Consider the following 23,121-nt stretch of genomic DNA (forward strand, 5'->3'; position numbering starts at 1 on the left):
GGGTGCGCGACAGGAAGTCGTGTCCTCAGCTGCGGGCAGCAGAGGGCGCGCCGCCGCCCGAGCGGCCTGCGCCGCCACGCCGGCGGCGCTGACCGCCGTTGTTTTCGCCAGGCCGGCCGCCGCGATTGGAACGCTGCGGCTTCGCACCGTCGCGATCCGCGGCAGCACCGGCGGGGCGCGGTTTGACGCGCGGACCGTTGTAGCCTTCACGGCGGCGTTCACCGCGTTCCTCCCGCGGATCGGCGGGAGCAACGGCCTTGACCCGCTCGACTTCCGCGCGGAAGTTCTCCGGCAGGGGAACCTGCTCCAGCGTGACCTTGGTCAGCTTCTGGATGTCCTTGAGGTACGGACGTTCATCCGGCGCGCAGAAGCTGATCGCGATGCCATCGGCCCCGGCGCGCGCGGTGCGGCCGATCCGGTGGACGTATTGTTCCGGCACGTTCGGCAGTTCGAAGTTCACCACGTGGCTGACGCCGGACACATCGATCCCGCGCGCGGCGATATCGGTTGCGACCAGTACCTTGACGCTGCCTTGGCGGAATTCGTCCAGTGCGCGTTCGCGCTGCGGCTGGCTCTTGTTACCGTGGATCGCGTTGGACTTGATCCCAGTCGCTGCCAGCTTGCGAACGACGCGGTCGGCCCCATGCTTGGTGCGGGTGAACACGAGCACGCGGTCCATCTCGCGCGACGCGAATCCTTCGCGCAGCACGATGGTAAGCAGCGCCTGCTTTTCCGATTGTTCGCAGAAGGCAACCAGCTGTTCCACCTTCTCGGCGGTCGTGGCTGCCGGTGCGACGGAGACTTGCGCCGGATCGGTCAGGTAGCGGCTGGCAAGATCCTTGATCGCCTTGGGCATCGTGGCGGAGAAGAACAGCGTCTGGCGCTGCTTGGGAAGCAGGCCGACGATCTTCTTCAGCGCGTGGATGAACCCGAGGTCCAGCATCTGGTCCGCTTCGTCGAGCACGAGGATCTCGACTTCGCTGAGGTCAAGCGCGCCCTGATCGGCAAGATCGACCAGGCGTCCCGGCGTGGCGATCAGGATGTCGACGCCGCGCGCCAGTTCCTGCCGGTTGCGATTTACCGAGGTGCCGCCGAACACAGTGGCAATCTTGAGATGAGCGAACTGGGCATAATCGCGAGCGCTGTCGGCGATCTGGCCGGCCAGTTCCCGCGTCGGGGCGAGCACTAGCATCCGGCAGCAGCGGCGACGCGGCTGCTTGTTCGCGGCGACCAGACGGTCGATCGACGGCAGCATGAATGCCGCCGTCTTGCCGGTGCCGGTCTGAGCGATGCCGAGAAGGTCGCGGCCCTGCAGAACAGTCGGGATCGACTGGGTCTGGATGGGGGTAGGCGTATCGTAGCCTTTCAGCTCGAGCGCCTGGAGAACGGGCTGTGAAAGCCCGAGTGTTTCGAATGTCATTTTGGAAAACTCGCATGCAATGCGGCGGCGCGCAGCCCAACAGGCGCGCGCATCCGCGGGTTGGAACAACCCGCGTGAAAAGGGAAGCTCTGTAAAGAACCGAAGCACTGCCGGGGCGGCAAACCGCCTGTTCACGCTACTGCGCGCTTCGATGGAGGCCATGTGGGACCGGATGCGCGAAAAGTCAATCCGACGCCCGCTGAAGTCCCACAAAAACGGCTTGAATTAGGTGTTTTGCACATACTGTGGTAGAAGAGCTCCACCGTTGTCGAAGAAACGCGACGGGTTGGCACGGTGCCTTCCGCCGGGAACAAAGACGCACTCCTCCGCCACGAAGGCATTGGAGCACGACCGACAGGAACCGCTGCCTACGCTTCGGCCCGATCCCGGGCGGATTTCCGAAGAAGCGTGCCTGCGACCTTTGTTCGGCCCCTTGTTCGAAGCAAGCAACTGGAGAGATAACTTGCAACAGAGTTCCGAATTCTGTGAAGCCCGCGCCCGCGAAGCCGCTGCCGAAGCGAAATCAGCCAAGCTTGCGAACGTGCGCGACCGGGCCCGCCGATCGGCCACAGCGTGGCGGCAGATGGCCCGCCTTGCCCGTTCGGTCGCGAAAGACCGGGCCGACCGGGCACGCGACGTGGCCATGGGAAGGCAGGAGGGCAAACCTTCATGGACATGAACCAGCTTCTGTTCGAGCACCAGCTTGCTCTGATGAACGCCAGTGGGCAGCTTACGGGTGAGCGGGAAAGGCATGTCGCCGACGCCCGCCGTTATGCCTCAGAGATCGTGAGCCTGCGCCGAGAGCTGGGCGCGCGCGATTACCCGTTCGTCGATGTGTCCCGTGCCGCTGTGCCGGACTTCTGCGCCTGACGCTTAGAAGCCTCAACGCCTTCTCGGTTCACTGCTGAGTTCATAACTCCTCCTCCGCCATTGCGGACTCAAGCTGCCAGCGCCAGAACCGGGCGCGATGCCGCAAGCCCTGATCCGCTCCGCCACCTTCCGGCCCCTGGCCTATCGCGCGTTCCTGCTGATCCTGATCGGCAGCCTGCTGTCCAACTTCGGCAATGCGATCGAATCCGTCGGCGCCGCCTGGCAACTGACCGCGACCGGCCAGCCGGCAGACGTCATCGCCCTGGTGCAGACCGCGACCAATCTGCCGATCATGCTCCTGGCCCTGCCTGCCGGAGCCTGGGCCGATATGTTCGACCGCCGGATCGTGATGCTTCTCGCGCAAGGAGCGATGTTTTTGGTCTCGATCGTGCTGGTCGTGCTGGCATTTGCCGGGATCACTCCGCCACTGGCGATTATCGGGCTGACCGCGCTGCTGGCCTCCGGCGTCGCGTGCTTCAATCCGGCGCTGGCCGCTTCCATCGGCAGCATCGTTCCGCGAACGGAACTGGCCGCGGCGGTGGCGCTGAACATCCTTGCCTTCAACTTCGCGCGCACTGCGGGCCCGGCCCTTGGTGGAGCGATCGTGTCCGTCGGAGGGGCAGGGGCGGCGTTCGTCGCCAATGCGCTGAGCTACCTCATGGTGATCGTGGTGCTGTGGCGCTGGCAGCCGGCACCGGCTGAGCCAAAACCGCGCCGCCGGTTGCACGCGGTGATCGGCGAGGGGTTCCGCCATGCGTTCGGCTCAGCGCAGATCCGCACGATTCTGTTGCGCGCGGTGACCTTTACGGCGACCGGTGCCGCCGCCTGGGCGCTGATGCCGCTGGTCGCGTCCGATATGCTCGGCAGCGGATCGGCAGTCTATGGCCTGCTGCTGGGCGCGCTGGGGCTGGGCGCGGTGATCGGCGCGTTGACGAGCACATGGTTCCGCGCCCGCTACAGCGGGGAGGCGATCATCCGCATGGCGGGTATCATCTATGGAATCGGCAGCATCGGGATCGCCCTGCAGCCCGGACTGGTGCCGATGCTGACCCTGCTGGTGATCGCTGGGGCGGGCTGGGTTCAGGCTTTGTCCGGATTCTCGGTAGCCGGGCAATTGTGGTCCCCGCGTGAGGTCGTTGGGCGGATCGTGGCGCTGGTTTCCAGCCTGACCTTTGGCGGGATTGCGCTTGGCAGCTGGTTGTGGGGTCACTTCGCGGAAACCCACGGGGTCGCTGCCGCACTGGCAGCCTCGGGCGCCGGGATGATCGTGTTGCCGTTGATCGGCCTCCTATTCCCGATGCCGGCGCATGAAGCGCCGCAACCCGCCTAAGATCAGGTCTGCTCAGCGTGAGATGCGCTGTTCCCGGCACCGTGCGGGGCGTAAAGGCGGGATAGCGCCTTCACGCCCCGAAGCTTCAGCCGAGACCGGCCATTTGCAGCAGGTTTTCGGTGCTTGGATCGAAGCTTTCGCCGCCCTTTTCGATCTTCTTGGCGATATCCTTGCCCAGTTCCACGCCGAACTGGTCGAACGGGTTGATCCCCATCAGGACAGCGTTGGCGAACGTGCGGTGTTCGTGGAAGGCAATCAGCGCGCCGAGCGTGGCGGGATCGATATCGTCGCACAGGATCGTGGCTGACGGACGGTCTCCCGGATAGGACCGGGCCGGGTCCGGGCTCTGCCTGCCGGCCATCAGCGCCGCGCCCTGGGCAAAGCAGTTCATCAGCAGGATTCGGTGATGCGCCGGGTCGAGATCGTCCCCGGGCGCGATCGAGGCGATGAAGTCCACCGGCACCAGGTTAGTGCCCTGGTGCAGAAGCTGGAACACCGCATGCTGTGCGTCGGTGCCGACGCCGCCCCAGGTAATCGGCGATGTCGGCGCGTCCACGGGATCGCCTTCGGCGGTCACGCTCTTGCCGTTGGACTCCATTTCCAGCTGCTGGAGATAGTCGGAAAACAGACCCAGCCTTTCATCGTAGGCGAATACGGCGCGGGTCTGGGCCTGGCGGAGACGGGTATAGTACTGATCGGCAAAGGCTGCGCGCAGCGGCAGGTTGGCTGCGCCGTTCGCACTGTGGAAGTGCCGGTCCACCGTGGCCGCGCCATCGAGGAACGCTTCGAAATCGTTCCACCCTATCGCCAGCGCGATGGGAAAGCCGATGGAGGACCACAGCGAATACCGCCCGCCGACGCTTTCGGCGAACGGAAGGACACGGGTTTCGTCCACGCCCCATTCCACCGCTTTTTCCGGATAAGCCGTCAGCGCGATTACCCGGCCATAGGGATCCTGAACGCCGTTTTCCTCCAGCCACCGCAGCGCGCTTTGCGCGTTGGTCATCGTCTCGATGGTGGTGAAGGTCTTTGAGGCAACCGCGATCAGAGTCGTTGCGGGATCGCAGGCGGCAAACGCCCGTTCCAGCGCGACGCCATCGATGTTCGACACGACATGGACATCCACCAGCGCGAGGTCGTGGGTCAGCGCATCGACCGCCAGCGCGGGACCGAGTGCCGAGCCGCCGATGCCGATGTGGATCAGGTGCTTCACTTCCCCCAGCGCGCCTTCGTGAATCGCCTGGACCAGCAGGCGCATTCTTTCGCGCAGCGCGGAGGCTTCCTCCACGCTCGCCACGTTGCCCACCCCGCGCAGGGCGGAATGTTCAGCGGCGCGGCCTTCGGTCGGGTTCACGACCTCACCGGCGAACAAGCGGCGGCGCATTTCATCGAAACCTGCGCTTTCGGCCAGCTGTTCGAACCCGGCGATCAGTCCTTCCGTCAGGTGGGTCTTCGACCAGTCGAACAGCACGCTGCCCTGGTCCAGCTGGATCCGACCGGACAAGCGGGAAACCCGCTCCGGGTCGGCGGCGAACAATTCGGTAAGGGTGGGAACCGTCTCGGTCGCGATCCGTTGCCATGCCTCGCCGTGCGGTATGCTCATGCCGATCTCCTGAAGGGTGTGTAGTAGGATGCCGGATGGCTAGCCGCTCCGGCATCCATTTGGAACCGGAAACGCTCCCTTGCCCGGGCGGCCGTGTCCGGTTACGCCAGCAACTTTCAGGCGCAACTTTTGGGCCGCTACCTTCGGCCCTGGGGAGAGAGCATGTCCGGCAATATCGGCGAACTCGAACGCCGCCGCGCCGCCGCCCACCTCGGCGGGGGTGAACGGCGGATCGCCGCCCAACACGCCAAGGGCAAGCTCACGGCGCGGGAACGCCTCCTGGTCCTGCTGGACGAAGGATCGTTCGAGGAGCTCGACATGTATGTCGAGCACAACTGCACCGACTTCGGCATGGCGGAGCAGCGCATTCCAGGGGATGGAGTCGTAACCGGCAGCGGCACGATCGACGGGCGGCTGGTGTTCGTCTTTTCCCAGGATTTCACCGTGTTCGGCGGGTCCTTGTCGGAACGGCACGCGCAGAAGATCTGCAAGATCATGGACATGGCGATGAAGGTCGGCGCGCCGGTGATCGGGCTGAACGATTCCGGCGGCGCGCGCATCCAGGAAGGCGTCGCCAGCCTTGCGGGGTACGCCGAGGTGTTCCAGCGCAACGTGCTGGCCAGTGGGGTGGTGCCGCAGCTGTCCCTTATCATGGGGCCGTGTGCGGGCGGGGCGGTCTATTCCCCGGCGATGACGGACTTCATCTTCATGGTGAAGGATTCCTCCTACATGTTCGTCACCGGCCCCGAAGTAGTGAAGACCGTAACCAACGAGGTGGTCACGCAGGAGGAACTGGGCGGGGCAGTCACTCACACCACGCGGACCGGAGTCGCCGATCTCGCCCTGGAAAACGACATAGAGGCGCTGATGGCAGCGCGTGAGTTCATCTCCTACCTACCGGAAAACAACCGCAGCGGCGTACCGGATCGGCCTTGCGACGACCCGTGGGACCGGCTGGAGGAAAGCCTCGACACGCTGATCCCGGCAAATGCCAACCAGCCGTACGACATGCACGAGCTGGTGCGAAAAGTGGTCGATGAAGGCGAGTTCTTCGAGATTCAACCCAACCACGGCGCAAACATCATCTGCGGCTTCGGCCGGGTGGAAGGCCGCACGGTGGGCGTCGTGGCGAATCAGCCGATGGTGCTGGCCGGGGTGCTCGATATCAACTCATCGAAAAAGGCCGCGCGTTTCGTGCGGTTCTGCGATGCCTTCGGTATTCCGATCGTGACTTTTGTGGATGTGCCCGGATTCCTTCCCGGCACCGCGCAGGAGCATAACGGGATCATCAAGCACGGGGCCAAGCTGCTGTTCGCCTATGCCGAGGCGACCGTCCCCAAGATCACCGTCATTACCCGCAAGGCCTATGGCGGGGCTTATGACGTGATGGCGTCCAAGCACCTGCGCGGGGATCTCAATTACGCATGGCCGACTGCCGAGATCGCGGTGATGGGCGCCAAGGGCGCGGTGGAGATCATTTTCCGGGGACTTTCCGCCGAAGAGATCGCGGAGAAGACGAAGGAGTATGAGGACCGCTTCGCCAACCCCTTCATCGCGGCATCACGCGGCTATATCGACGAGGTGATCGTGCCGCATTCGACCCGGCGGCGGATCGCTTTGGGTCTGCGAAAACTGCGGAACAAGAGCCTGGAGAATCCGTGGAAGAAGCACGACAACCTGCCGCTGTGAGCAATTCGTCCCACGACTTCTGTCTCTTCTGTGCCGTTGGGCAGGGGGAGAAGGCGGAACAGTTCGTGTGGCAGGACGATCGTGTGGTCGCCTTCCTCGATCTCCGACCGATCCGCCCCGGCCATGTCCTCGTGATCCCGCGGGAGCACCATCCCTACTTCGTGGATTTGCCGGAACCGCTTCTGGCCCACATTGCCGTCGTCGGGCAGAAGCTGGCGCGCGTCGTGCAGGAGCTTTCGGGGGTGGAGCGAATTGCCTTCGCCTTCAGTGGCGGCGATGTTGCGCATGCCCATGCGCACGTCTTCCCGATTCATGAATCGAGCGACATGACGTCCGGCCGGGAAATCGTGCAGCAGGATGTAACTTTCGCGCCGCGGCCGAAGGCGAGCGATGAGGAACGCTCCCGGTGGGCGGAACGGATTTGCGCAGGGCTCGCTGAAGCGGGTTTCCACCAGGGGAGCGCCAATGCAGACGGCGCCGCCACCGAGCGTCAGCGCGCTACAGGCTGAGACCTGAGGTGAACTCGACCGTCTTCACCATCGGATATGAACAGGCGACGCAGGATTCGCTGGTTGGAGCCCTGCGGGAGGCAGGCGTCGAAGTACTTGCCGACATTCGTTACCTGCCGCTGTCCCGCCGGCCCGGCTTCTCCAAGAACTCGCTGAAGGCGGCGGTCGAGGAGGCGGGGATCGCCTACCGCCACTTCAGGCACCTGGGCACACCTGCCGATGGGCGGGCGGCGGCACGCCGGGGGGATGGGCCCGAACTGGCGCGAATCTATTCGGGCCAGCTCGAATTGCCCGAAGCGCTGGCCCAGATGGCCGAATTGCGCACGCTTGCGGGAGAGAAGCGAGTGGCGCTGCTGTGCTATGAACGACGCGCGGCGGAGTGCCACCGCCGCCTGCTGATCGAAGCACTGCTGGCGGACTTCGAAACCATCGATCTGGAGCCGGCGCTTCTTCCCTGAGCGCGGCTCGGCTGGGCTAACGCAGTTGTTCGTCCAGGAATGCGGCGACGTCGTCCAGCGACACTGCGCGGTCAAGAAATGCATCGCCGATCCCGCGCAGCAGCACGAAGGGCAGGGTGCCCGCGTCCATCTTCTTGTCGTGCAGCATGTGCGCGGCGAGCGTTGCTCCGTCGCAGTCGAGGCCGAGCGTAGCCAGGTCATTTGGCAGGCCGGCGGCGGCGATGGCGCGCTTTACCCGCTCGGCTTCCGCTTCCGCCATCAGGCCGCGCCGCGCCGAATAGAAGGCGGCGAGCACCATGCCCAGCGCGACCGCTTCTCCGTGCAGGAGACGGTCCGAAAACCCGGTTTCCGCTTCCAGCGCGTGGCCGAAGGTGTGGCCGAGGTTGAGCAGGGCGCGCGCGCCGGTCGTCTCCCGCTCATCTTCCGCGACGATCCGCGCCTTGGCCTTCACGCTGGCGGTCACGGCATGATCCTGCGCAGCGCGGTCGCCGGCGAAGACGTTTGGCCCGTTTTGTTCGCACCAGGCGAAGAAGACGGCGTCGCCCAGGATGCCGTACTTGATGACCTCGGCGTACCCGGCGCGCATTTCGCGCACCGGAAGGGTGCCGAGCGCGTCGAGATCGGCCAGCACCAGCGCCGGCTGGTGGAACGCGCCGACCAGGTTCTTGCCCGCAGGGGTATTGATTGCAGTCTTGCCGCCAACGCTCGAATCGACCTGGGCAAGCAGGGTGGTCGGCAACTGAATGAAGCCGCAGCCGCGCTTCAGGATCGCTGCGGCAAACCCGGTAAGATCGCCGATGACTCCGCCGCCGAGCGCAAGGATGTGATCGCCGCGTTCGACTTCCTCGGCCAGCAGCCAGTCCACCGTACGGGCGAGGGTTTCCCAGCTCTTGGCACCTTCTCCGGGATCGAGCACCAGGAAGCGCGGATCGTGTCCGGCCTCGCGCAGCGAAGTCTCCACCGCGCCGCGCCAGTGCCGCGCGACCGTGCTGTCGGTGACAATCGGCACGCGCGCCTTGCGCAGCAGCGGCCCGCATTGTGCAGCCAGTGTGCCGAGCAGGGCGGGACCAACCCGGACCTCATAGGAACGGCCGGCGAGTTCAACCGGGATTACAGCCATGCGTCGAGTGCCTTCAGAATGTCGAGCACCGCATTCTGGTGCGGGCCCGCGGTGCTGGTGACCTTGATTGGCGCCTGCGAATAGGCAGGTTCCCGTTCGCGTTTGAGCCGTGCGATGATTTCGCGCGGATCGCCGCCGCGCAGCAAGGGCCGCGTATCCCTGCGCCCGGTCCGCTCAACGAGAGTGTCCACGTCGCTGTCGAGCCACACGGCAATTCCGCGCTCCAGAATCAGGGAGCGGGTTTCCGGCTGGACGAACGCGCCCCCGCCGGTGGCGAGCACGCCCGGTCCAGCTTCCAGGATGCGTGCGATCACCCGCCGCTCACCGTCGCGGAAATAGGGCTCCCCGAAGACTTCGAAGATGTCTGTGATCGGCATGTGAGCCGATTGTTCGATCTCGTCATCCGCATCGGTGAAACTTGTGCCGAGCAAGGCGGAAAGCTTGCGGCCGACCGTGGACTTGCCCACTCCCATCATGCCGACCAGCACGACCGGACGGTCAAGCCGCCGGGTCAGCGACTTGATCGCGGCATCGGAAAGTTCGGGAGGCTCGATGGTCATTGCCGCCATGCCTATAGATAGGCTAGGGCCGGGCGCAAGTTAGGCTGCGGGACGGGTACACGGCCGCAAAGTGCGAACAGGTGGCAATGGGCCGCAAGCTTGTCTGGATAAGTGTTCTGCTGTTGCTGCTGATCGCGTTCCTCGCGGTGGCCTGGTACGATGGCGGCCGTGAACCGCAGCGTCTGATCGAACAACCGGTCAGGCTGCCGGAGGGAATGGGATGAAGCGGTTTTTGTTGACGGGCGCGGCGCTGGCGCTTTCTTCCACGCTGGCGATCGCCGGTCCTCAGTCGCTTTTGCCGCCCGGGTTCGACACCCCGGCGCCGGCACCCGCCCCGGCGCCTTCTCCTACACCGACCCCGAGACCCGCGCCCACGTCGGAGCCGGTGGTGCAGCCGCTTCCCCGGCGCGCGCCCACACCTGCTCCCGCGCCGGCCCCGGCCCCGGCTCCCCGTGCCGCGACATCCGGCTTGCCCGAAGGGTTTCCTTCGCTGGCCGAGATCGAGGCGATGAGCCCGGAGGAAGTGGACGAGCTGTTCGGGTTGAAGCCGAAGTACGACATTCCCCCCGAAGCCCAGTGGGCCACCCGGCAGATCGGGGTGATCGGGCCTGAAGAACAGGGCTTCCCGGTCGATGCACTGGCCGCGCAGCCCGCGTCGCTGGTGCGTGCGGCGATCACCGCCACCGAAGGTCCGCTGGTCTCGCGCTGGGGCCACATCCTGCTGCGCCGCGTCGTAGCCAGCCGGCTGAATGCACCCCAGGGCATGGACCCGGTGGATTTCGCCGCGCTGCGGGCGGGGCTGCTCAACCGGATGGGGGAGGGGCAGGCCGCGCGCGCCCTGGTGCAGGACGTCGATTCCGCCAACTACAACACCGCGCTCGCCAACGCCGCGTTCGATGCGTACCTCGGCACTGGCGACGTACTCGGCATCTGCCCGGTCCTGCAGCTGAAAACGAGCTTGCGCGACGATCCCGAATGGCAGATGGCGCGGTCGATCTGCGCGTCCTTCTCGGGCGATGAACAACGGGCTGAGCGGGAGCTCGACCGGATGTTCTATTACGGCCTCGCGCCGCGAATCGATGTGCTGCTCGCGCAGCGTTACGCTGGTGCGGCCGGTCAGGGACGCCGCGCGGTGAACATCGAATGGGATGAGGTGGAGGCGCTCAACCCCTGGCGGTTCAGCCTGGCCGCCGCGCTTGGCGTGGAAATTCCCGAGGCGCTGCGGACCGATGCGGAAAACTGGTACAACTACGCCTCGGTGCTGCTTCCTTCGGTCCCGCTGGCGCAGAGGATCGCCGTTGCGGATGAGGCCGCCCGGGCGGGCATTCTCTCCTCAGCGGCGATAGTGGATCTCTACTCGCAAGTCTGGGCCGACAGCGAGATGGATGCGCGGTGGAACGCACGCGCCGACCGTCTGCGCGACGCTTATCTCGCCCAGAGCCCGGCGGCACGAATGGCGGCGATTGAGGAGTTGTGGGGCTCAGATCGGGATTACGGCCAGCAAGTGCTGACGGCCTACGCCGCGGCGCGGATGCCCGTGGCCGAGGAACTGGCCGAGGAAGCGCCGCCGTTGATCGCCTCCATGCTGACGGCAGGACTGGATCGCAACGCGGTGCGGTGGAGGCCGGTGCTGGAGCCGGGCAGCGAAGGCTGGGGCTTGCTTGCCGTCGCCGATCCCGCCTTGAGCGAAGCTGTGCCGACCAGTGCACTGGCCGATTACGTCGACAATGACGGCAGCACCGGCTTGCGCAAGAGCCGGTTCCTGTTCGCGGCGCTGGCCGGGCTGGGGCGGCTGGAGGACGACGCCGTGAACGATTTCTCCCGTAGCTTGGGGGTCAACCTGGTTCGGGAAAGCCCCTGGAGCCGCACGATCGGGCTCGCGGCGGAAAGCCAGAACGCCGCGCTGGTCGCACTGCTGGCTGCCGTCGGGATGCAAGGCGAGGGTTGGGACCGCATGACCGGCCGCCAGCTTTACCACATCGTCCGCGCGCTGGACCGGGCCGGGCTCAATGCCGAAGCACGGATGATCGCGGCTGAGGCTGTGGCGCGGGGATAACGCCATCGCCCAGCCGATCGAGGACTTCCTTGCCATGCTTGCGGCGGAGCGGGGAGCTGCCGCCAACACGATCGCGGCTTATCGCCGCGACCTTGAAGGGGCGGAAGACGCGATCGGAAATCTGGCCGCCGCGAGCCGCGATTCCCTGGCTTCGCTTGGTGCCGCATGGTCCGGACTCGCCCCGGCCAGTGTAGCGCGCAAGGCATCGGCCTTGCGGCAGTTCTATGGCTTCCTGCTCGATGAAGGGCTTCGGCAGGACGATCCATCCGCCGCTTTGCCGCGCCCGGTGACACGGCGGCCGCTGCCGCGAATCCTTGGGCATGACGATGTGGAAACCCTGTTTGCGCAAGCCGAGCGGGAAGCGGAAAGCGAGCGAAGCGAGGCCGTGCGCTTGCTGACCTTGCTGGAACTGCTTTACGGGTCCGGCTTGCGAGCAACCGAACTGGTGTCCCTGCCGCTGTCCGCCGTCCCCCGCGATGCGCCCTTTCTGACTGTGACTGGCAAGGGCGGGCAGCAGCGGATGGTACCGGTATCGGGCCGGGCGAAGCAGGCCCTGTCCCGCTGGCTTGCGATTCGCCCGGAAGGACACTTCCTGTTCCCCTCACGCGGGGGGCATCTTTCGCGCGTTCGCTTGTTTCAGGTGCTGCGGGATCTGGCCGCGCGCGCCAAGATCGACCCGCAGAAGATCAGTCCGCACGTCTTGCGCCATGCCTTCGCCACGCACCTGCTGGAAGGCGGAGCGGACTTGCGGGTGCTGCAGACCTTGCTCGGCCATGCGGACATTGCCACCACTCAGATCTACACCCACGTCGACTCAGCGCGGCTGGTGGCACTCGTCAATGAGCGGCATCCTCTTGCCCAGCGCGCTGGTCGCGACTAGCGGGACGCAATGATTTCCTATCTCGAATTCGAGAAGCCGGTTGCAGAGCTTCAAGCGCGTATCTCCGAACTGCGCGCTTCCGCCGAAGGCGACGGCATCGACATCACCGCGGAGCTGCAGCGGCTCGAACGCAAAAGCCAGGACCTGCTGAAAAGCACGTATGCCTCGCTTTCGCCCTGGCAGAAGACGCAAGTGGCCCGCCACCCCGCGCGCCCGCACTTCCTTGATTACGTCAACTCGGTGTTCGAGGATTTCGTGCCGCTGGGCGGGGATCGTCATTACGGGGAAGACCAGGCGATCCTTGGCGGCTTTGCCCGGCTGGGCGGCCGCAAGGTGATGCTGATCGGCCATGAGAAAGGTCACGACACCCAGACCCGGCTGAAGCACAACTTCGGGATGGGCAAACCGGAAGGGTATCGCAAGGCGATTCGCCTGATGGAGATGGCCGGACGATTCGGCCTTCCGGTCGTAACCCTGGTCGATACCTCGGGCGCCTTCCCGGGAATCGAAGCGGAAGAGCGTGGGCAGGCCGAAGCGATCGCCCGCTCCACCGAGGCGTGCCTTGCCCTGCCGGTGCCGATGGTGGCGACGATCGTCGGCGAAGGCGGTTCCGGCGGCGCGGTCGCGCTTGCCAGCGCAGAACGCGTGCTGATGCTGGAGCACGCGATCTATTCGGTGATCTCGCCGGAAGGCAGTGCCTCCATCCTCTGGCGCACTGCCGAAAAGGCGCCGCAGGCAGCCGAAGCGATGAAAGTCACGGCCCAGGACCTGCACCAGCTCGGCGTGATCGACCGGATTGTGCCGGAGCCGGTGGGCGGTGCGCATCGCGATCCGCAGGTAACCGCGGAAGCGCTGGCGCAAGCGATCGGTGAAGAGCTTGATGCTCTTTCCGGGAAAACCGCGCGGCAGCTCCGCCGGATGCGGGAAGACCGGTTCCTCGGGATCGGAGTGGGACAACCCCGGCGCCGTCTGCGCTAGCGGATCGGGAACGCGGCGCCGGAGGGCGGGTTACAGGATGACGGCAGCGGCAGGATAAGCCGCCCATTCGTGGAGAACCCGATAATGGCCCTCAGGATATTTTCGCAGATCAAGAGCTACACACTGGCGGGCGCAGCGTCGCTGGCGTTGGCAGCATGCAGCACCGTCCCGGGCGCCAACATCGCGCCGGGAACGCCGATTACCCCTGCGGAAGCGCAGCAGGGTGCGGAGTACCACCCGCAGCTCGTCAACGAATTCGGCGGAGAGATCGAAGGGCTTCAGGCCGATTACGTCCGGCAGATCGGGCAGAATATCTCCGTCCAGTCCGGACTGGGCAATGCGCGCTCCGACTTCAGGGTGACCCTGCTCAACAGCGATGCGAACAACGCCTTCGCGGTCCCGGGCGGCTACGTCTACATCACACGCGATCTCGTCGGGCTGATGGAGAACGAGGCGGAACTCGCCGCCGTGCTGGCGCACGAAGTCGCTCACGTCGCCGCGCGCCATTCCGCCCGGCGGCAGGCGACCGCGCAGCGCAACAGCATCCTCGGCGTGCTTGGTCAGGTTCTCTCCAGTGCCGTGCTGGGGAACAGCGGGTTGGGGCAACTTGGCCAGCGGATCGCCAGCACCGCGCCGCAATTGGCCACCCTCAGCTATTCGCGTGAGCAGGAACTGGAAGCGGACCGCCTCGGGATCGAGTACCTGCGGCAAGCGGGCTACGATCCCAGTGCGATGGCGACCCTGCTCGCCAAGCTGGCAGCCCAGAACACCCTCGACGCGCGGCTGCAGGGCAAGGACGCAACTATGCCGGAATGGGCATCGACGCACCCCGACCCTGCCAGCCGCGTGCAGGTGGCCCAAAGGCTTGCACAGGGCGGGACCGGGCTGATCAACCGCGACACGTTCCTCGCCCGGATCGACGGGCTTACGTACGGCCCCGATCCCCAGCAGGGCGTGGTGGACGGCTTCACGTTCATCCACCCGGTGTACCGCTTTGCCTTCCAGGCTCCGCAAGGGTACTTCATCGTCAACGGTCGTTCCGCCGTCTCGGTCAACGGCGACAACGGGCAAGCGCAGTTCAGCAGCGCGCCGTACAGCGGCAACCTGGAAAATTATGTCCGGCAGGTGTTCCAGGCAGTCGGCGGTAACCAGACCCAGCTGGCTCCGCAGACGCTTCAGCGAACGACAGTCAACGGCATCCCTGCGATTTATGGCGTCGCACGGGCAAACACCGGTCAGCAGCAGGCCGATGTGGTGGTGTTCGCCTATGAGTTCTCGAACAATCAGGCGTTCCACTTCGCGGCGATTACCCCGGCCGGGCAGACCGGCGTGTTCAACTCGATGTTCAACTCCGTTCGCCGAATCAGCGCAAACGAGGCGGCACAGGTGATCGAGCGGGAGATCGAGGTCGTGACCGTCGGTCCGCGCGACACGATCCAGTCGCTCGCCAGCCGGATGGCATACTCGACCGCCCAGGTAGAGCGGTTCCTGGTGCTGAACGGGATGACCGCCAACGACCGGCTGGTGCCGGGCCAGAAGGTCAAGATCGTCGTCCGGGCACGCCGGTAATCGAAGGCTTGGCGCTAAACCCCGCGTGGATCCCGGTGGTCGCAGCGGCGATCGAGGGCGAGGACGGGCGCTTGCTCCTGCAGCAGCGCCCGCCCGGAAAGCGGCACGCGGGTTTGTGGGAATTTCCCGGCGGGAAGGTGGATCCGGGCGAAACGCCGGAGGCCGCCCTCGTGCGGGAGATCGAGGAGGAACTGGGGCTTGGTCTCGATTTGGGGGCGCTGCGGCCGCTCACGTTTGCCAGCGAGCCCGGGGAGCAGGACGGCCGCGCGCCGATCGTCCTGCTCCTGTTCGGCTGTTCACGCTGGCAGGGCACGGCTGAAGGGCGGGAAGGGCAATCGTTTGGCTGGTTCACCCCTGCGGAAGCCAGCGCGCTCCCCATGCCCCCACTCGATTGCGCTTTGTTGAACTGGCTTTGAAGATATCGCGCGAGAGGGATTGCCAAGCTGAAACTTGGCCCCTAAGTGGCGGCCTCCAAGCGCGCCCGTAGCTCAGCTGGATAGAGCACCAGACTACGAATCTGGGGGTCGGAGGTTCGAATCCTTCCGGGCGCACCATTCCTCCTTACGATGCATGTGAAGCGAACTGCAGAATGGCAGTTCGTCAGGATGAGTGCCGCTTGCGCCGTCGGGCTGCCCAGCGCTCCAGCGGCTGCGCTCCCACCGTTCGCCTGATGGCCGGTAGGCCTTCACAGGACGTCATCCGGCACCCTTCGGGGCGGGACTGCGTCGGAACGAACCCAACTCCCTGTCCGTTTGCTTAATGAACAAGGAGTAAGAACAGATGCGAATTACAATTTTAGCGGGCGCGGCTGCCCTGGCGCTGACAGCGTGCGGCGGAAACGAACCTGAAGAAACGGCTATCGTGGCTGACGAGGGCGTGATGGTCACGGATCCAGCCGTAGTGGGCGCCACTCCAATGACCGGAACTGAAACTGCACCGGGTGCCACCGATAGCACCATGATGGGCACCGGAACCGGAATGACCACCGACACAATGGGGACCGCGACGAACCCGATGCCGGCAGATAGCAGTTCGGGCACGATGGGCACCACCGGAGCCACCACAACCACCACCCGGATGGCGGGCGAACGGGGATAAGGCGCGAAGAGCGGCGGCTGCCCTTGCCGGTGCCGCTCTTCTGACCATCAGTGCCGGGGGCGGGGCATCGGACAGGCTTTCTTCAGCCGAGACCCGCGCGCCAGACAAGCGCTCTGCCGCTGTGGCCCCTGGCTCATCTGACCGCGTCAGCGTGGCCGGTGCCGTGGCTCAGCCGACCGAGCGCCGAGCAGCTGGTCCCCAAGCGGTGCAGATCCGCTATCTCGACCCCACACTTCGGCCCGACGGCTTGAGCGAAAACCGCTTCACGGCGGCTCTGGAGCTCGCGGGACGTCGATATCGAAACGAGTGGGGTGCATTGCCCCGCGTCCCGCTTGATCCCGAGCGATCAATTTCCCGAACTTCTTCGTCCGAGGACATCGCATTGTTGCGCGAGCGCCTCGGACTGGGACGCCGGGGTCCGGAAGGAGATCGGGGGTGGGGTCAGGATATTGCGGACAAGCTGGGTTCCTTCCAGCAGGTTCACGGCCTGGAAGAGACGGGAAGGGCGAATCGGGACACGATCGAAGCGCTCAACCGCGACCCGGACTGGTACATGCAGACGATCGAGCGCAACATCGAACGGGCGCGCCTGTTGCCGCGCAAACTTGGCGACAGGTACGTGCTGGTCGACCTCGCAGCGCAGGAACTGCGGGCCTACGATCATGGAGCCCGGGAACTGCACATGCGTGTTATCCAGGGGCGGGATTCGATGCAGACCCCGATGCTCGCCGACCGGATCGAGACGATCGTGGCAAACCCTTACTGGAATCTGCCGCCCGACATCGTTCGCAAGACAATCGCCCCCGCGGTCCTTTCCGAGGGACCGTCATGGCTCGACCGGCGGGATTACGAAGTCTTGTCGGACTGGAGCGACGATCCGAAGCCGGTGGACAGTGCGGACGTGGACTGGCAAGCCGTAGCCGACGGATCAAAGCTTCTGCGCGTGAGGCAGCGGCCCGGACCCGAGAACGCGATGGGGAGCGTCAAGTTCATGTTTCCGAACCCGCTTGGCATCTATCTTCACGATACCCCCCGCAAGAACTTGTTCGAATATGCCGACCGGCGTCTGAGCCACGGCTGCGTGCGGCTTGAAAAGCCGGAAGCGCTTGCGGAATTCTTGGTCCAAGGAGATGCTGATTTTCTGTCTTCGAACCAGCCGAACAACCGCGTCAGGTTAGCTGATCCGGTTCCGGTCTATACCGGATATTTCACTGCCTGGCCCGGAAAGGACGGACTGACCTTTCATGAAGACGTCTATCAGTTGGACAAAGCGATGGAATTGACGGAGATGCCCGCCGTGGCATCGCGCCATCAGGCGGATACGCCTTCCCGCAAGAATGGCTGAGGACTGGAAGAGATAGACGGGAGAGCTTCAGGGATGTCGGAACCGGGCGGGGACCGGCAGTCCGTGTTCGATGATCGCAGCGTCGAGCCGGGGGTGTGGCGCTATGCCCGGGCCAGCAGGGCCCGCGTAATCGTGGACGCCGCAGATTACTTCGCGCTGATGCAGCAGGCCATGTTGCGAGCGCGCAATCGCGTGCTGCTGATCGGCTGGGACTTCGACACCCGCATCCACCTCGCCGAAGGACGCCGCTGGTGGCAGAAGGGCTGGCGGCAGAAGTATCCGGTGCGGCTCGGCAGCTTCTTGCTGTGGCTGGTGCGGCACAACCCTGCGCTGGAGATCCGGATGCTCCACTGGAGCTACGGGGCGCTCAAGTTCCTTGGCCGCGGTTCTATGCTGCTCGACTTGGCTCGTTGGTGGCCGAACCAGCGGATCGACTTCAAGTTCGATCACGCTCACCCTGCCGGCTGCAGCCATCACCAGAAGATCGCCGTGATCGATAACGCGCTCGCCGTGTGCGGGGGCATCGACATGACCATCGATCGCTGGGATACGCGAGAGCACCGCGAGCACGACGAACGGCGCAGGAATCCAAGCGGGGATCTGCACAAGCCGTGGCACGACGCCACGATGATGCTGGAAGGCGACGTGGCCGAAGCCCTTGGCGACCTGGGGCGAGATCGCTGGGTCCGCGCGGGCGGAAAACACCTTGCCGCAGTCCCGCCGACGGAATCCTCCGCCTGGCCTGAAGGGCTGGCCGCTCAGTTCGAAAACGTCGAGATCGGAATCTCCCGAACGCGAGCCGAGTATGGCGGCAATCCGGCCGTTCACGAAATCGAGACGCTGTTCCTGGCCCAGATCGCCCGAGCCCGGCGCTTCATCTACGCGGAAAGCCAGTTCTTCGCTTCCCGCGCCGTGGCCGAAGCGCTCGCCGACCGCCTGCGGGAAGAGAATCCGCCCGAAGTCGTCATCGTCCATGCCGCGCATGCGGAGACATGGATTGAGCAGCAGGCGATGGACTATACCCGTGTCCGGCTGGTCGAGCTCTTGCGGGAAGTGGACCGTCACGGGCGGTTTCACTTGCTCGTGCCCTATACCGGCGAAACGCCGATCTACTGTCACGCCAAGATCATGGTCGTCGACGACGAGATCCTGCGGATAGGATCGGCCAATTTCAACAACCGCTCGATGCAGCTGGACAGCGAATGCGACGTGTTCATCGACTGCGCACGTCCGGCGAATAGTCATTGCGGCCCGGCAATCACCGGCCTGCGCCATTCCCTGCTGGCCGAACACCTCGGCTTGCGGGAGGAAGAGGTCGGCTCCCTGCTTGAGCAGCACGGTTCCATGGGCGCGCTGGTCGATGCATGCGGCCCCGATCGCCCCCGCAGCTTGCGCCGTTTCGAACCGCCTTCGCTCAGCGCGATGGAGCGAACGTTGGCCGACAGCGAGATGCTCGATCCCGAGCGCGTGGACGAGGTATTCCACCCGATGGCGGAGGGGCGTGGCCTTTTTCGGTCAGGAGGCCTATTGAGCCGCGCCAGACACATGTTGAAATCTAGGAGAAAAGGCTCTTGAGCAGCCTGGTTGGACCTGACGAAGACGACCCGCGGGGAAAGCCGCCCGTGCCGGACGATGTCCAGGATGCGATCCGCACCCTGATCCGCTGGGCGGGCGATGACCCTGCGCGTGAAGGCTTGCAGGACACGCCGGCGCGGGTTGCGCGTGCGTGGAAGGAATACTGCGTCGGCTATAACGAGGACCCGGCGGTCCACCTTAGTCGGGTGTTCGAGGAAGTCGGCGGCTATGATGAAATCGTGGTGCTGAAGGACATTCCGTTCCAGTCCTTGTGCGAGCACCACATGGCCCCGATCATCGGCAAGGCATCGATCGCCTACCTGCCGACGGATCGCGTGGTCGGCATCTCCAAACTCGCCCGTGTGCTGCACGGTTTTGCCCGGCGGCTGCAGATCCAGGAACGGCTGACTGCCGAAGTGGCCCAGTGTATTCAGGAAAATCTGAAGCCGAAAGGCGTCGCGGTCGTGGTCGAGGCAACGCATGCCTGCATGACCGCGCGCGGCGTCCGCACGCCGGGGGTGAACATGGTAACCAGCCGGGTCATGGGCACTTTTCGCAGCGATCCGCGTAGTCGTGAGGAAGTGCTCAAGCTGATGGGCTATTGAGCCATCTTCTTTTTCTGGAGGTTTTTCTGACATGACTGCGCTTCTCGTGCGCGGGGGACAGCGGCTGGCCGGGCGTATCGAGCCTTCGGCCAACAAGAACGCCGTCCTGCCGGTCCTGTGTGCCACTTTGCTGACCGATGCGCCGATCACCTTGCGCAACGTGCCCGAAATCACCGACGTTGAACGCATCGTGCGTTTCTTCGGGGAGCTTGGCTCGAACGTCGACTGGGATCGCGCAGGGGAAATCCTGCGGATCGATCATTCGACCATCCCGCCGAATTCGCGCGCGATGCTGCCGCAGGCGATGCGGGGATCGATCATGATGATTCCCGGCCTGCTGTCGCGGCTGGGCGAGGCGCGGCTGGAAGCGGAGGTGAAAGGCTGCACTCTCGGCGCGCGGGAAATCGATCCGCACGTAGAGGTGTTCCGGGCCTTCGACGCCGAAGTCAGCTCCACTCTCACCGAAGTGGTCGTCCGCCGGTCCAAGCGGCCTGAGGCGGCCCGGATGTGGCTGGAATACGCATCCGTGACGACGACGGAAAACTTCATCCTTTCTGCGCTCAAGGCGCAAGGCACGTCGGAAATCATCAACGCCGCGTGCGAACCGCACGTGCAGGAGCTCTGCGTCTTCCTTGAGCAGCTGGGGGCGAAGATCTCCGGCAGTGGCACCTCCAACCTGCAAATCGAGGGTGTAGGCGAACTGGGCGGCGCCGATTTCACCTTCGGCGAAGACTTCCATGAAGTCGCCACCTTCCTTGCGCTGGCCGCGGTGACGGGCGGGGATATCGCCGTGCGCAACGGCCATCCGGAGTATTTTCCGCTGATCGACCGGACGTTCGCCAAGTTCGGGGCGGAGGTCACTCATGAGAATGGCTGGTCCAGACTGGTCGCGCCGCCGGAACTACAAGTCCGGGAGAACTTCACCTCGCACCTGATTACCAAGGTCGAGGCGGCGCCCTGGCCCTATATCCCGGCCGACTTGCTGCCGATCTTCATCGCGCTGGGAGTCCGCGCGAAGGGCCAGACGATGTTCTGGAACAAGGTCTACGAAGGGGGGCTGACCTGGCACACCGAACTGTCGCTGTTCGGCGGCCATACGCTGCTGTGCGATCCCCACCGGCTGATCACCTTCGGCGGGCGCAAGCTGGTGCCGGCAGTCGTTACCTCGCCGTACATCATCCGCGTGGCGATTGCGCTGCTGATGGTCGCTTCGTCGATCGAGGGCGAATCGAAGATACTCGACGCCGACCCGATCCGCCGCGCCCATCCTCGATTCGTCAAGAACATCAGCGCACTTGGCACCGACGTGCAGTGGATCGACTGAATTGGACGGGCGCCCCGGTGGGGCGCCCGTTGGTTCTTACAGCTGGCCGAGCATGTGATCGGCGCTGGACACCTTGAAGTCGCCCGGCTGCTCGACATTCAGCTGCTTCACCACGCCGTCGTCGACCAGCATCGAGAAACGCTGGCCGCGCCTGCCCATGCCGAAGCCGCTGCCGTCCATCGTCAAGCCAAGCGCTTCGACAAAGTCGCCGTTGCCGTCAGAGAGCATGGAAACGTCGGACGAGCCGGCGCCCTTGCTCCACGCACCCAGCACGAATGCGTCGTTGACGGCGGTGCAGGCGATCTCGTCCACGCCCTTGGCCCTCAGCTCGTCCGCTTTCTCAACGTACCCCGGCAGGTGCTTGGCCGAACATGTCGGGGTGAAAGCTCCCGGAACCGAGAACAAGGCCACTTTCCGACCGGCGAAGTAATCCGCCGACTGGACTTTCTCGGGGCCGTCTGCGGTGACCTTCACCAAGGTGACGTCCGGCAGCTTGTCGCCGACTTGAATGGTCATAATCTGTTCCTTCCAGTCCGTGAGTGTACGGGAATCCACGCGTTTGCAGTGCCCCGTGACAGCGCAGGCTTTACCTCGCTGCGCCGATCTGTCTATGCGGCCCGCACGACCTTTTTTCAGAATTCCAGGAGACGCCTGTGGCCACTGCAGCCAAGATTGCCACCACCGATTACATCGTCAAGGATCTTGCCCAGGCTGATTATGGCCGGGCCGAGATTTCCATTGCCGAGACTGAAATGCCGGGCCTGATGGCTCTGCGCGATGAATACGGCGCGAAAAAGCCGCTGAAGGGCGCGCGGATTACCGGATCGCTCCACATGACGATCCAGACGGCCGTGCTGATCGAAACGCTGGTCGATCTTGGCGCGGAAGTCCGCTGGGCGACCTGCAACATCTTTTCCACCCAGGACCACGCCGCCGCGGCGATCGCCGAACGGGGCATTCCGGTGTTCGCCATCAAGGGGGAAAGCCTGGCCGATTACTGGGACTATGTCGGCCGGATTTTCGACTGGGGTGATGAGACTGCAAACCTGATCCTCGACGATGGCGGCGATGCCACCATGTTCGCCTTGTGGGGTGCGCGCGTGGAAGCGGGCGAGGACCTGCCCGCGCCGCAGAACGCCGAGGAAATCGAGTTCCAGCGCGCGCTGAAGGCGTTCCTCAAGGCAAAGCCCGGCTACCTGACCAAGTCGGTCGAGGCGATCATGGGCGTGTCGGAAGAAACGACCACCGGGGTCCACCGGCTCTACAGTCTGGCCAAGCAGGGCAAGCTGCCGTTCCCCGCGATCAACGTGAACGATTCGGTGACCAAGTCGAAGTTCGACAACCTGTACGGCTGCAAGGAATCGCTGGTCGACGCGATCCGCCGCGCGACCGACGTCATGCTGGCCGGCAAGATCGCCTGCGTTGCCGGGTTCGGCGACGTCGGGAAGGGCAGCGCCGCGTCCCTGCGCAATGGCGGTGCCCGCGTGCTGGTGACGGAGATCGACCCGATCTGCGCGCTGCAGGCGGCGATGGAAGGCTATGAAGTCGTAACGATGGAAGAGGCGGTGCAGCGCGCCGACATCTTCGTCACTGCCACCGGCAACGAGGACGTGATCACCGCCGAACACATGAAGGCGATGAAGAACATGGCCATCGTGTGCAACATCGGCCACTTCGACTCCGAGATCCAGATTTCCGCGCTCGACAACTACGAGTGGAAGGAAATCAAGTCGGGTACCGATCTCGTCACGTTCCCGGACGGCAAGTCGATCATCATCCTCGCCAAAGGGCGCCTGGTGAACCTCGGCTGCGCGACCGGGCACCCGAGCTTCGTGATGAGCAGCAGCTTCACCAACCAGGTGCTGGCGCAGATCGAGCTCTACACCCGCGCCGACGCGTACAAGAACGACGTCTACGTGCTGCCCAAGCATCTGGATGAGAAGGTCGCCGCGCTGCACCTCGACAAGCTCGGCGTCCACCTCACCAAGCTGAACAAGAAGCAGGCCGACTACATCGGCGTGCCGGTCGAAGGCCCGTTCAAGCCGGACCACTACCGCTACTAAGCGGAAAGAAATCCCCTGCCCGCCGGCTGCCGCTCACCTGAATTGCAGGGTTAGGCCGCCGAGGGGCAG

22 protein-coding genes and 1 tRNA gene are annotated in these 23,121 nt (G+C 64.8%); 18 read left to right on the forward strand and 5 right to left on the reverse strand.

Translation table 11 applies throughout. The features are described from left to right. Positions 1-25: 25 nt before the first annotated feature. Entirely contained in the window at positions 26-1,420 is a 1,395-nt protein-coding gene (locus tag ELY13_RS03605; RefSeq protein WP_126172505.1) for a DEAD/DEAH box helicase, read from the reverse strand. Between the two features lie 669 nt (positions 1,421-2,089). On the opposite strand from ELY13_RS03605, the gene ELY13_RS03615 reads away from it, so the two are divergent. After that, positions 2,090-2,290 carry a hypothetical protein gene (locus ELY13_RS03615; protein WP_206435967.1) on the forward strand — a complete coding sequence of 67 codons (201 nt, stop codon included), beginning with the start codon at positions 2,090-2,092 and terminating at the stop codon, positions 2,288-2,290. A gap of 97 nt (positions 2,291-2,387) precedes the next feature. Then, positions 2,388-3,620, forward strand: a complete 1,233-nt coding sequence (locus ELY13_RS03620) for an MFS transporter (protein WP_126172507.1) — start codon at positions 2,388-2,390, stop codon at positions 3,618-3,620. A gap of 85 nt (positions 3,621-3,705) precedes the next feature. On the opposite strand, the gene pgi is transcribed toward ELY13_RS03620, so the two are convergent. Next, positions 3,706-5,223 (reverse strand): glucose-6-phosphate isomerase, encoded by a 1,518-nt coding sequence (gene pgi, locus ELY13_RS03625; protein ID WP_126172508.1) that lies wholly within the window; start codon positions 5,221-5,223, stop codon positions 3,706-3,708. Between the two features lie 162 nt (positions 5,224-5,385). On the opposite strand from pgi, the gene ELY13_RS03630 reads away from it, so the two are divergent. Genes ELY13_RS03630 through ELY13_RS03640 form a run of 3 tightly spaced genes read left to right on the forward strand, consistent with a single transcriptional unit; the run spans position 5,386 to position 7,879 of the window. After that, positions 5,386-6,912, forward strand: coding sequence for an acyl-CoA carboxylase subunit beta (locus tag ELY13_RS03630; protein WP_126172509.1), 1,527 nt, complete (start codon positions 5,386-5,388; stop codon positions 6,910-6,912). Continuing rightward, positions 6,909-7,421 (forward strand): HIT family protein, encoded by a 513-nt coding sequence (locus ELY13_RS03635; RefSeq protein WP_126172510.1) that lies wholly within the window; start codon positions 6,909-6,911, stop codon positions 7,419-7,421. The genes ELY13_RS03630 and ELY13_RS03635 overlap by 4 nt, the downstream gene beginning before the upstream one ends. 8 nt (positions 7,422-7,429) lie before the next feature. Further along, positions 7,430-7,879: a DUF488 domain-containing protein gene (locus ELY13_RS03640; RefSeq protein WP_126172511.1), complete on the forward strand. Its 450-nt coding sequence runs from the start codon at positions 7,430-7,432 to the stop codon at positions 7,877-7,879. A gap of 16 nt (positions 7,880-7,895) precedes the next feature. Here the strand turns inward: ELY13_RS03640 and aroB are convergent, their stop codons facing one another. Both aroB and ELY13_RS03650 read right to left on the reverse strand, forming a co-directional pair. Then, positions 7,896-8,999 (reverse strand): 3-dehydroquinate synthase, encoded by a 1,104-nt coding sequence (gene aroB, locus ELY13_RS03645; RefSeq protein ID WP_126172512.1) that lies wholly within the window; start codon positions 8,997-8,999, stop codon positions 7,896-7,898. Next, on the reverse strand, positions 8,990-9,559 hold the full coding sequence (locus ELY13_RS03650; protein WP_206435968.1) for a shikimate kinase: 570 nt from the start codon (positions 9,557-9,559) through the stop codon (positions 8,990-8,992). Before ELY13_RS03650 ends, aroB begins: the two co-directional genes overlap by 10 nt. Before the next feature lie 86 nt (positions 9,560-9,645). Here ELY13_RS03650 and ELY13_RS14940 point away from each other — a divergent pair, with 86 nt between their 5' ends. The 12 genes from ELY13_RS14940 (at position 9,646) to ELY13_RS03710 (ending at position 20,989) form a co-directional block, all read left to right on the forward strand. Further along, positions 9,646-9,783 (forward strand): hypothetical protein, encoded by a 138-nt coding sequence (locus ELY13_RS14940; RefSeq protein ID WP_164549687.1) that lies wholly within the window; start codon positions 9,646-9,648, stop codon positions 9,781-9,783. Further along, the gene (locus ELY13_RS03660) at positions 9,780-11,615 is read left to right on the forward strand and encodes a hypothetical protein (protein WP_164549688.1); all 1,836 of its coding nucleotides are present in this window, start codon (positions 9,780-9,782) and stop codon (positions 11,613-11,615) included. The genes ELY13_RS14940 and ELY13_RS03660 overlap by 4 nt, the downstream gene beginning before the upstream one ends. Positions 11,616-11,619: 4 nt before the next feature. Then, positions 11,620-12,495, forward strand: coding sequence for a tyrosine recombinase (locus ELY13_RS03665; RefSeq protein ID WP_126172513.1), 876 nt, complete (start codon positions 11,620-11,622; stop codon positions 12,493-12,495). A 9-nt stretch (positions 12,496-12,504) separates the two neighbouring features. Continuing rightward, positions 12,505-13,473, forward strand: a complete 969-nt coding sequence (locus ELY13_RS03670; RefSeq protein WP_126172514.1) for an acetyl-CoA carboxylase carboxyltransferase subunit alpha — start codon at positions 12,505-12,507, stop codon at positions 13,471-13,473. Positions 13,474-13,557: 84 nt separating this feature from the next. Then, positions 13,558-15,042, forward strand: coding sequence for a M48 family metalloprotease (locus ELY13_RS03675; protein WP_126172515.1), 1,485 nt, complete (start codon positions 13,558-13,560; stop codon positions 15,040-15,042). A gap of 8 nt (positions 15,043-15,050) precedes the next feature. Beyond that, on the forward strand, positions 15,051-15,458 hold the full coding sequence (locus ELY13_RS03680; protein WP_277600622.1) for a (deoxy)nucleoside triphosphate pyrophosphohydrolase: 408 nt from the start codon (positions 15,051-15,053) through the stop codon (positions 15,456-15,458). Between the two features lie 61 nt (positions 15,459-15,519). After that, positions 15,520-15,596: transfer RNA gene (locus tag ELY13_RS03685), tRNA-Arg, on the forward strand. Between the two features lie 361 nt (positions 15,597-15,957). After that, entirely contained in the window at positions 15,958-16,140 is a 183-nt protein-coding gene (locus ELY13_RS03690) for a hypothetical protein (protein ID WP_126172516.1), read from the forward strand. A 385-nt stretch (positions 16,141-16,525) separates the two neighbouring features. Continuing rightward, positions 16,526-17,485, forward strand: a complete 960-nt coding sequence (locus ELY13_RS03695; protein ID WP_126172517.1) for a L,D-transpeptidase family protein — start codon at positions 16,526-16,528, stop codon at positions 17,483-17,485. 33 nt (positions 17,486-17,518) lie between these two features. Next, positions 17,519-19,060 (forward strand): phospholipase D-like domain-containing protein, encoded by a 1,542-nt coding sequence (locus tag ELY13_RS03700; RefSeq protein ID WP_126172518.1) that lies wholly within the window; start codon positions 17,519-17,521, stop codon positions 19,058-19,060. Continuing rightward, positions 19,057-19,665, forward strand: a complete 609-nt coding sequence (gene folE / locus ELY13_RS03705; RefSeq protein WP_126172519.1) for a GTP cyclohydrolase I FolE — start codon at positions 19,057-19,059, stop codon at positions 19,663-19,665. The genes ELY13_RS03700 and folE overlap by 4 nt, the downstream gene beginning before the upstream one ends. Positions 19,666-19,696: 31 nt before the next feature. Then, positions 19,697-20,989, forward strand: coding sequence for a UDP-N-acetylglucosamine 1-carboxyvinyltransferase (locus ELY13_RS03710; protein ID WP_126172520.1), 1,293 nt, complete (start codon positions 19,697-19,699; stop codon positions 20,987-20,989). A 36-nt stretch (positions 20,990-21,025) separates the two neighbouring features. Here the strand turns inward: ELY13_RS03710 and ELY13_RS03715 are convergent, their stop codons facing one another. Then, on the reverse strand, positions 21,026-21,505 hold the full coding sequence (locus ELY13_RS03715) for a peroxiredoxin (protein WP_126172521.1): 480 nt from the start codon (positions 21,503-21,505) through the stop codon (positions 21,026-21,028). Positions 21,506-21,642: 137 nt separating this feature from the next. Here ELY13_RS03715 and ahcY point away from each other — a divergent pair, with 137 nt between their 5' ends. Further along, the gene (ahcY, locus tag ELY13_RS03720; RefSeq protein WP_126172522.1) at positions 21,643-23,052 is read left to right on the forward strand and encodes an adenosylhomocysteinase; all 1,410 of its coding nucleotides are present in this window, start codon (positions 21,643-21,645) and stop codon (positions 23,050-23,052) included. Positions 23,053-23,121: the final 69 nt, after the last annotated feature.

The organism is Altericroceibacterium xinjiangense (assembly GCF_003958635.1).
GTDB lineage: Bacteria > Pseudomonadota > Alphaproteobacteria > Sphingomonadales > Sphingomonadaceae > Altericroceibacterium_A > Altericroceibacterium_A xinjiangense.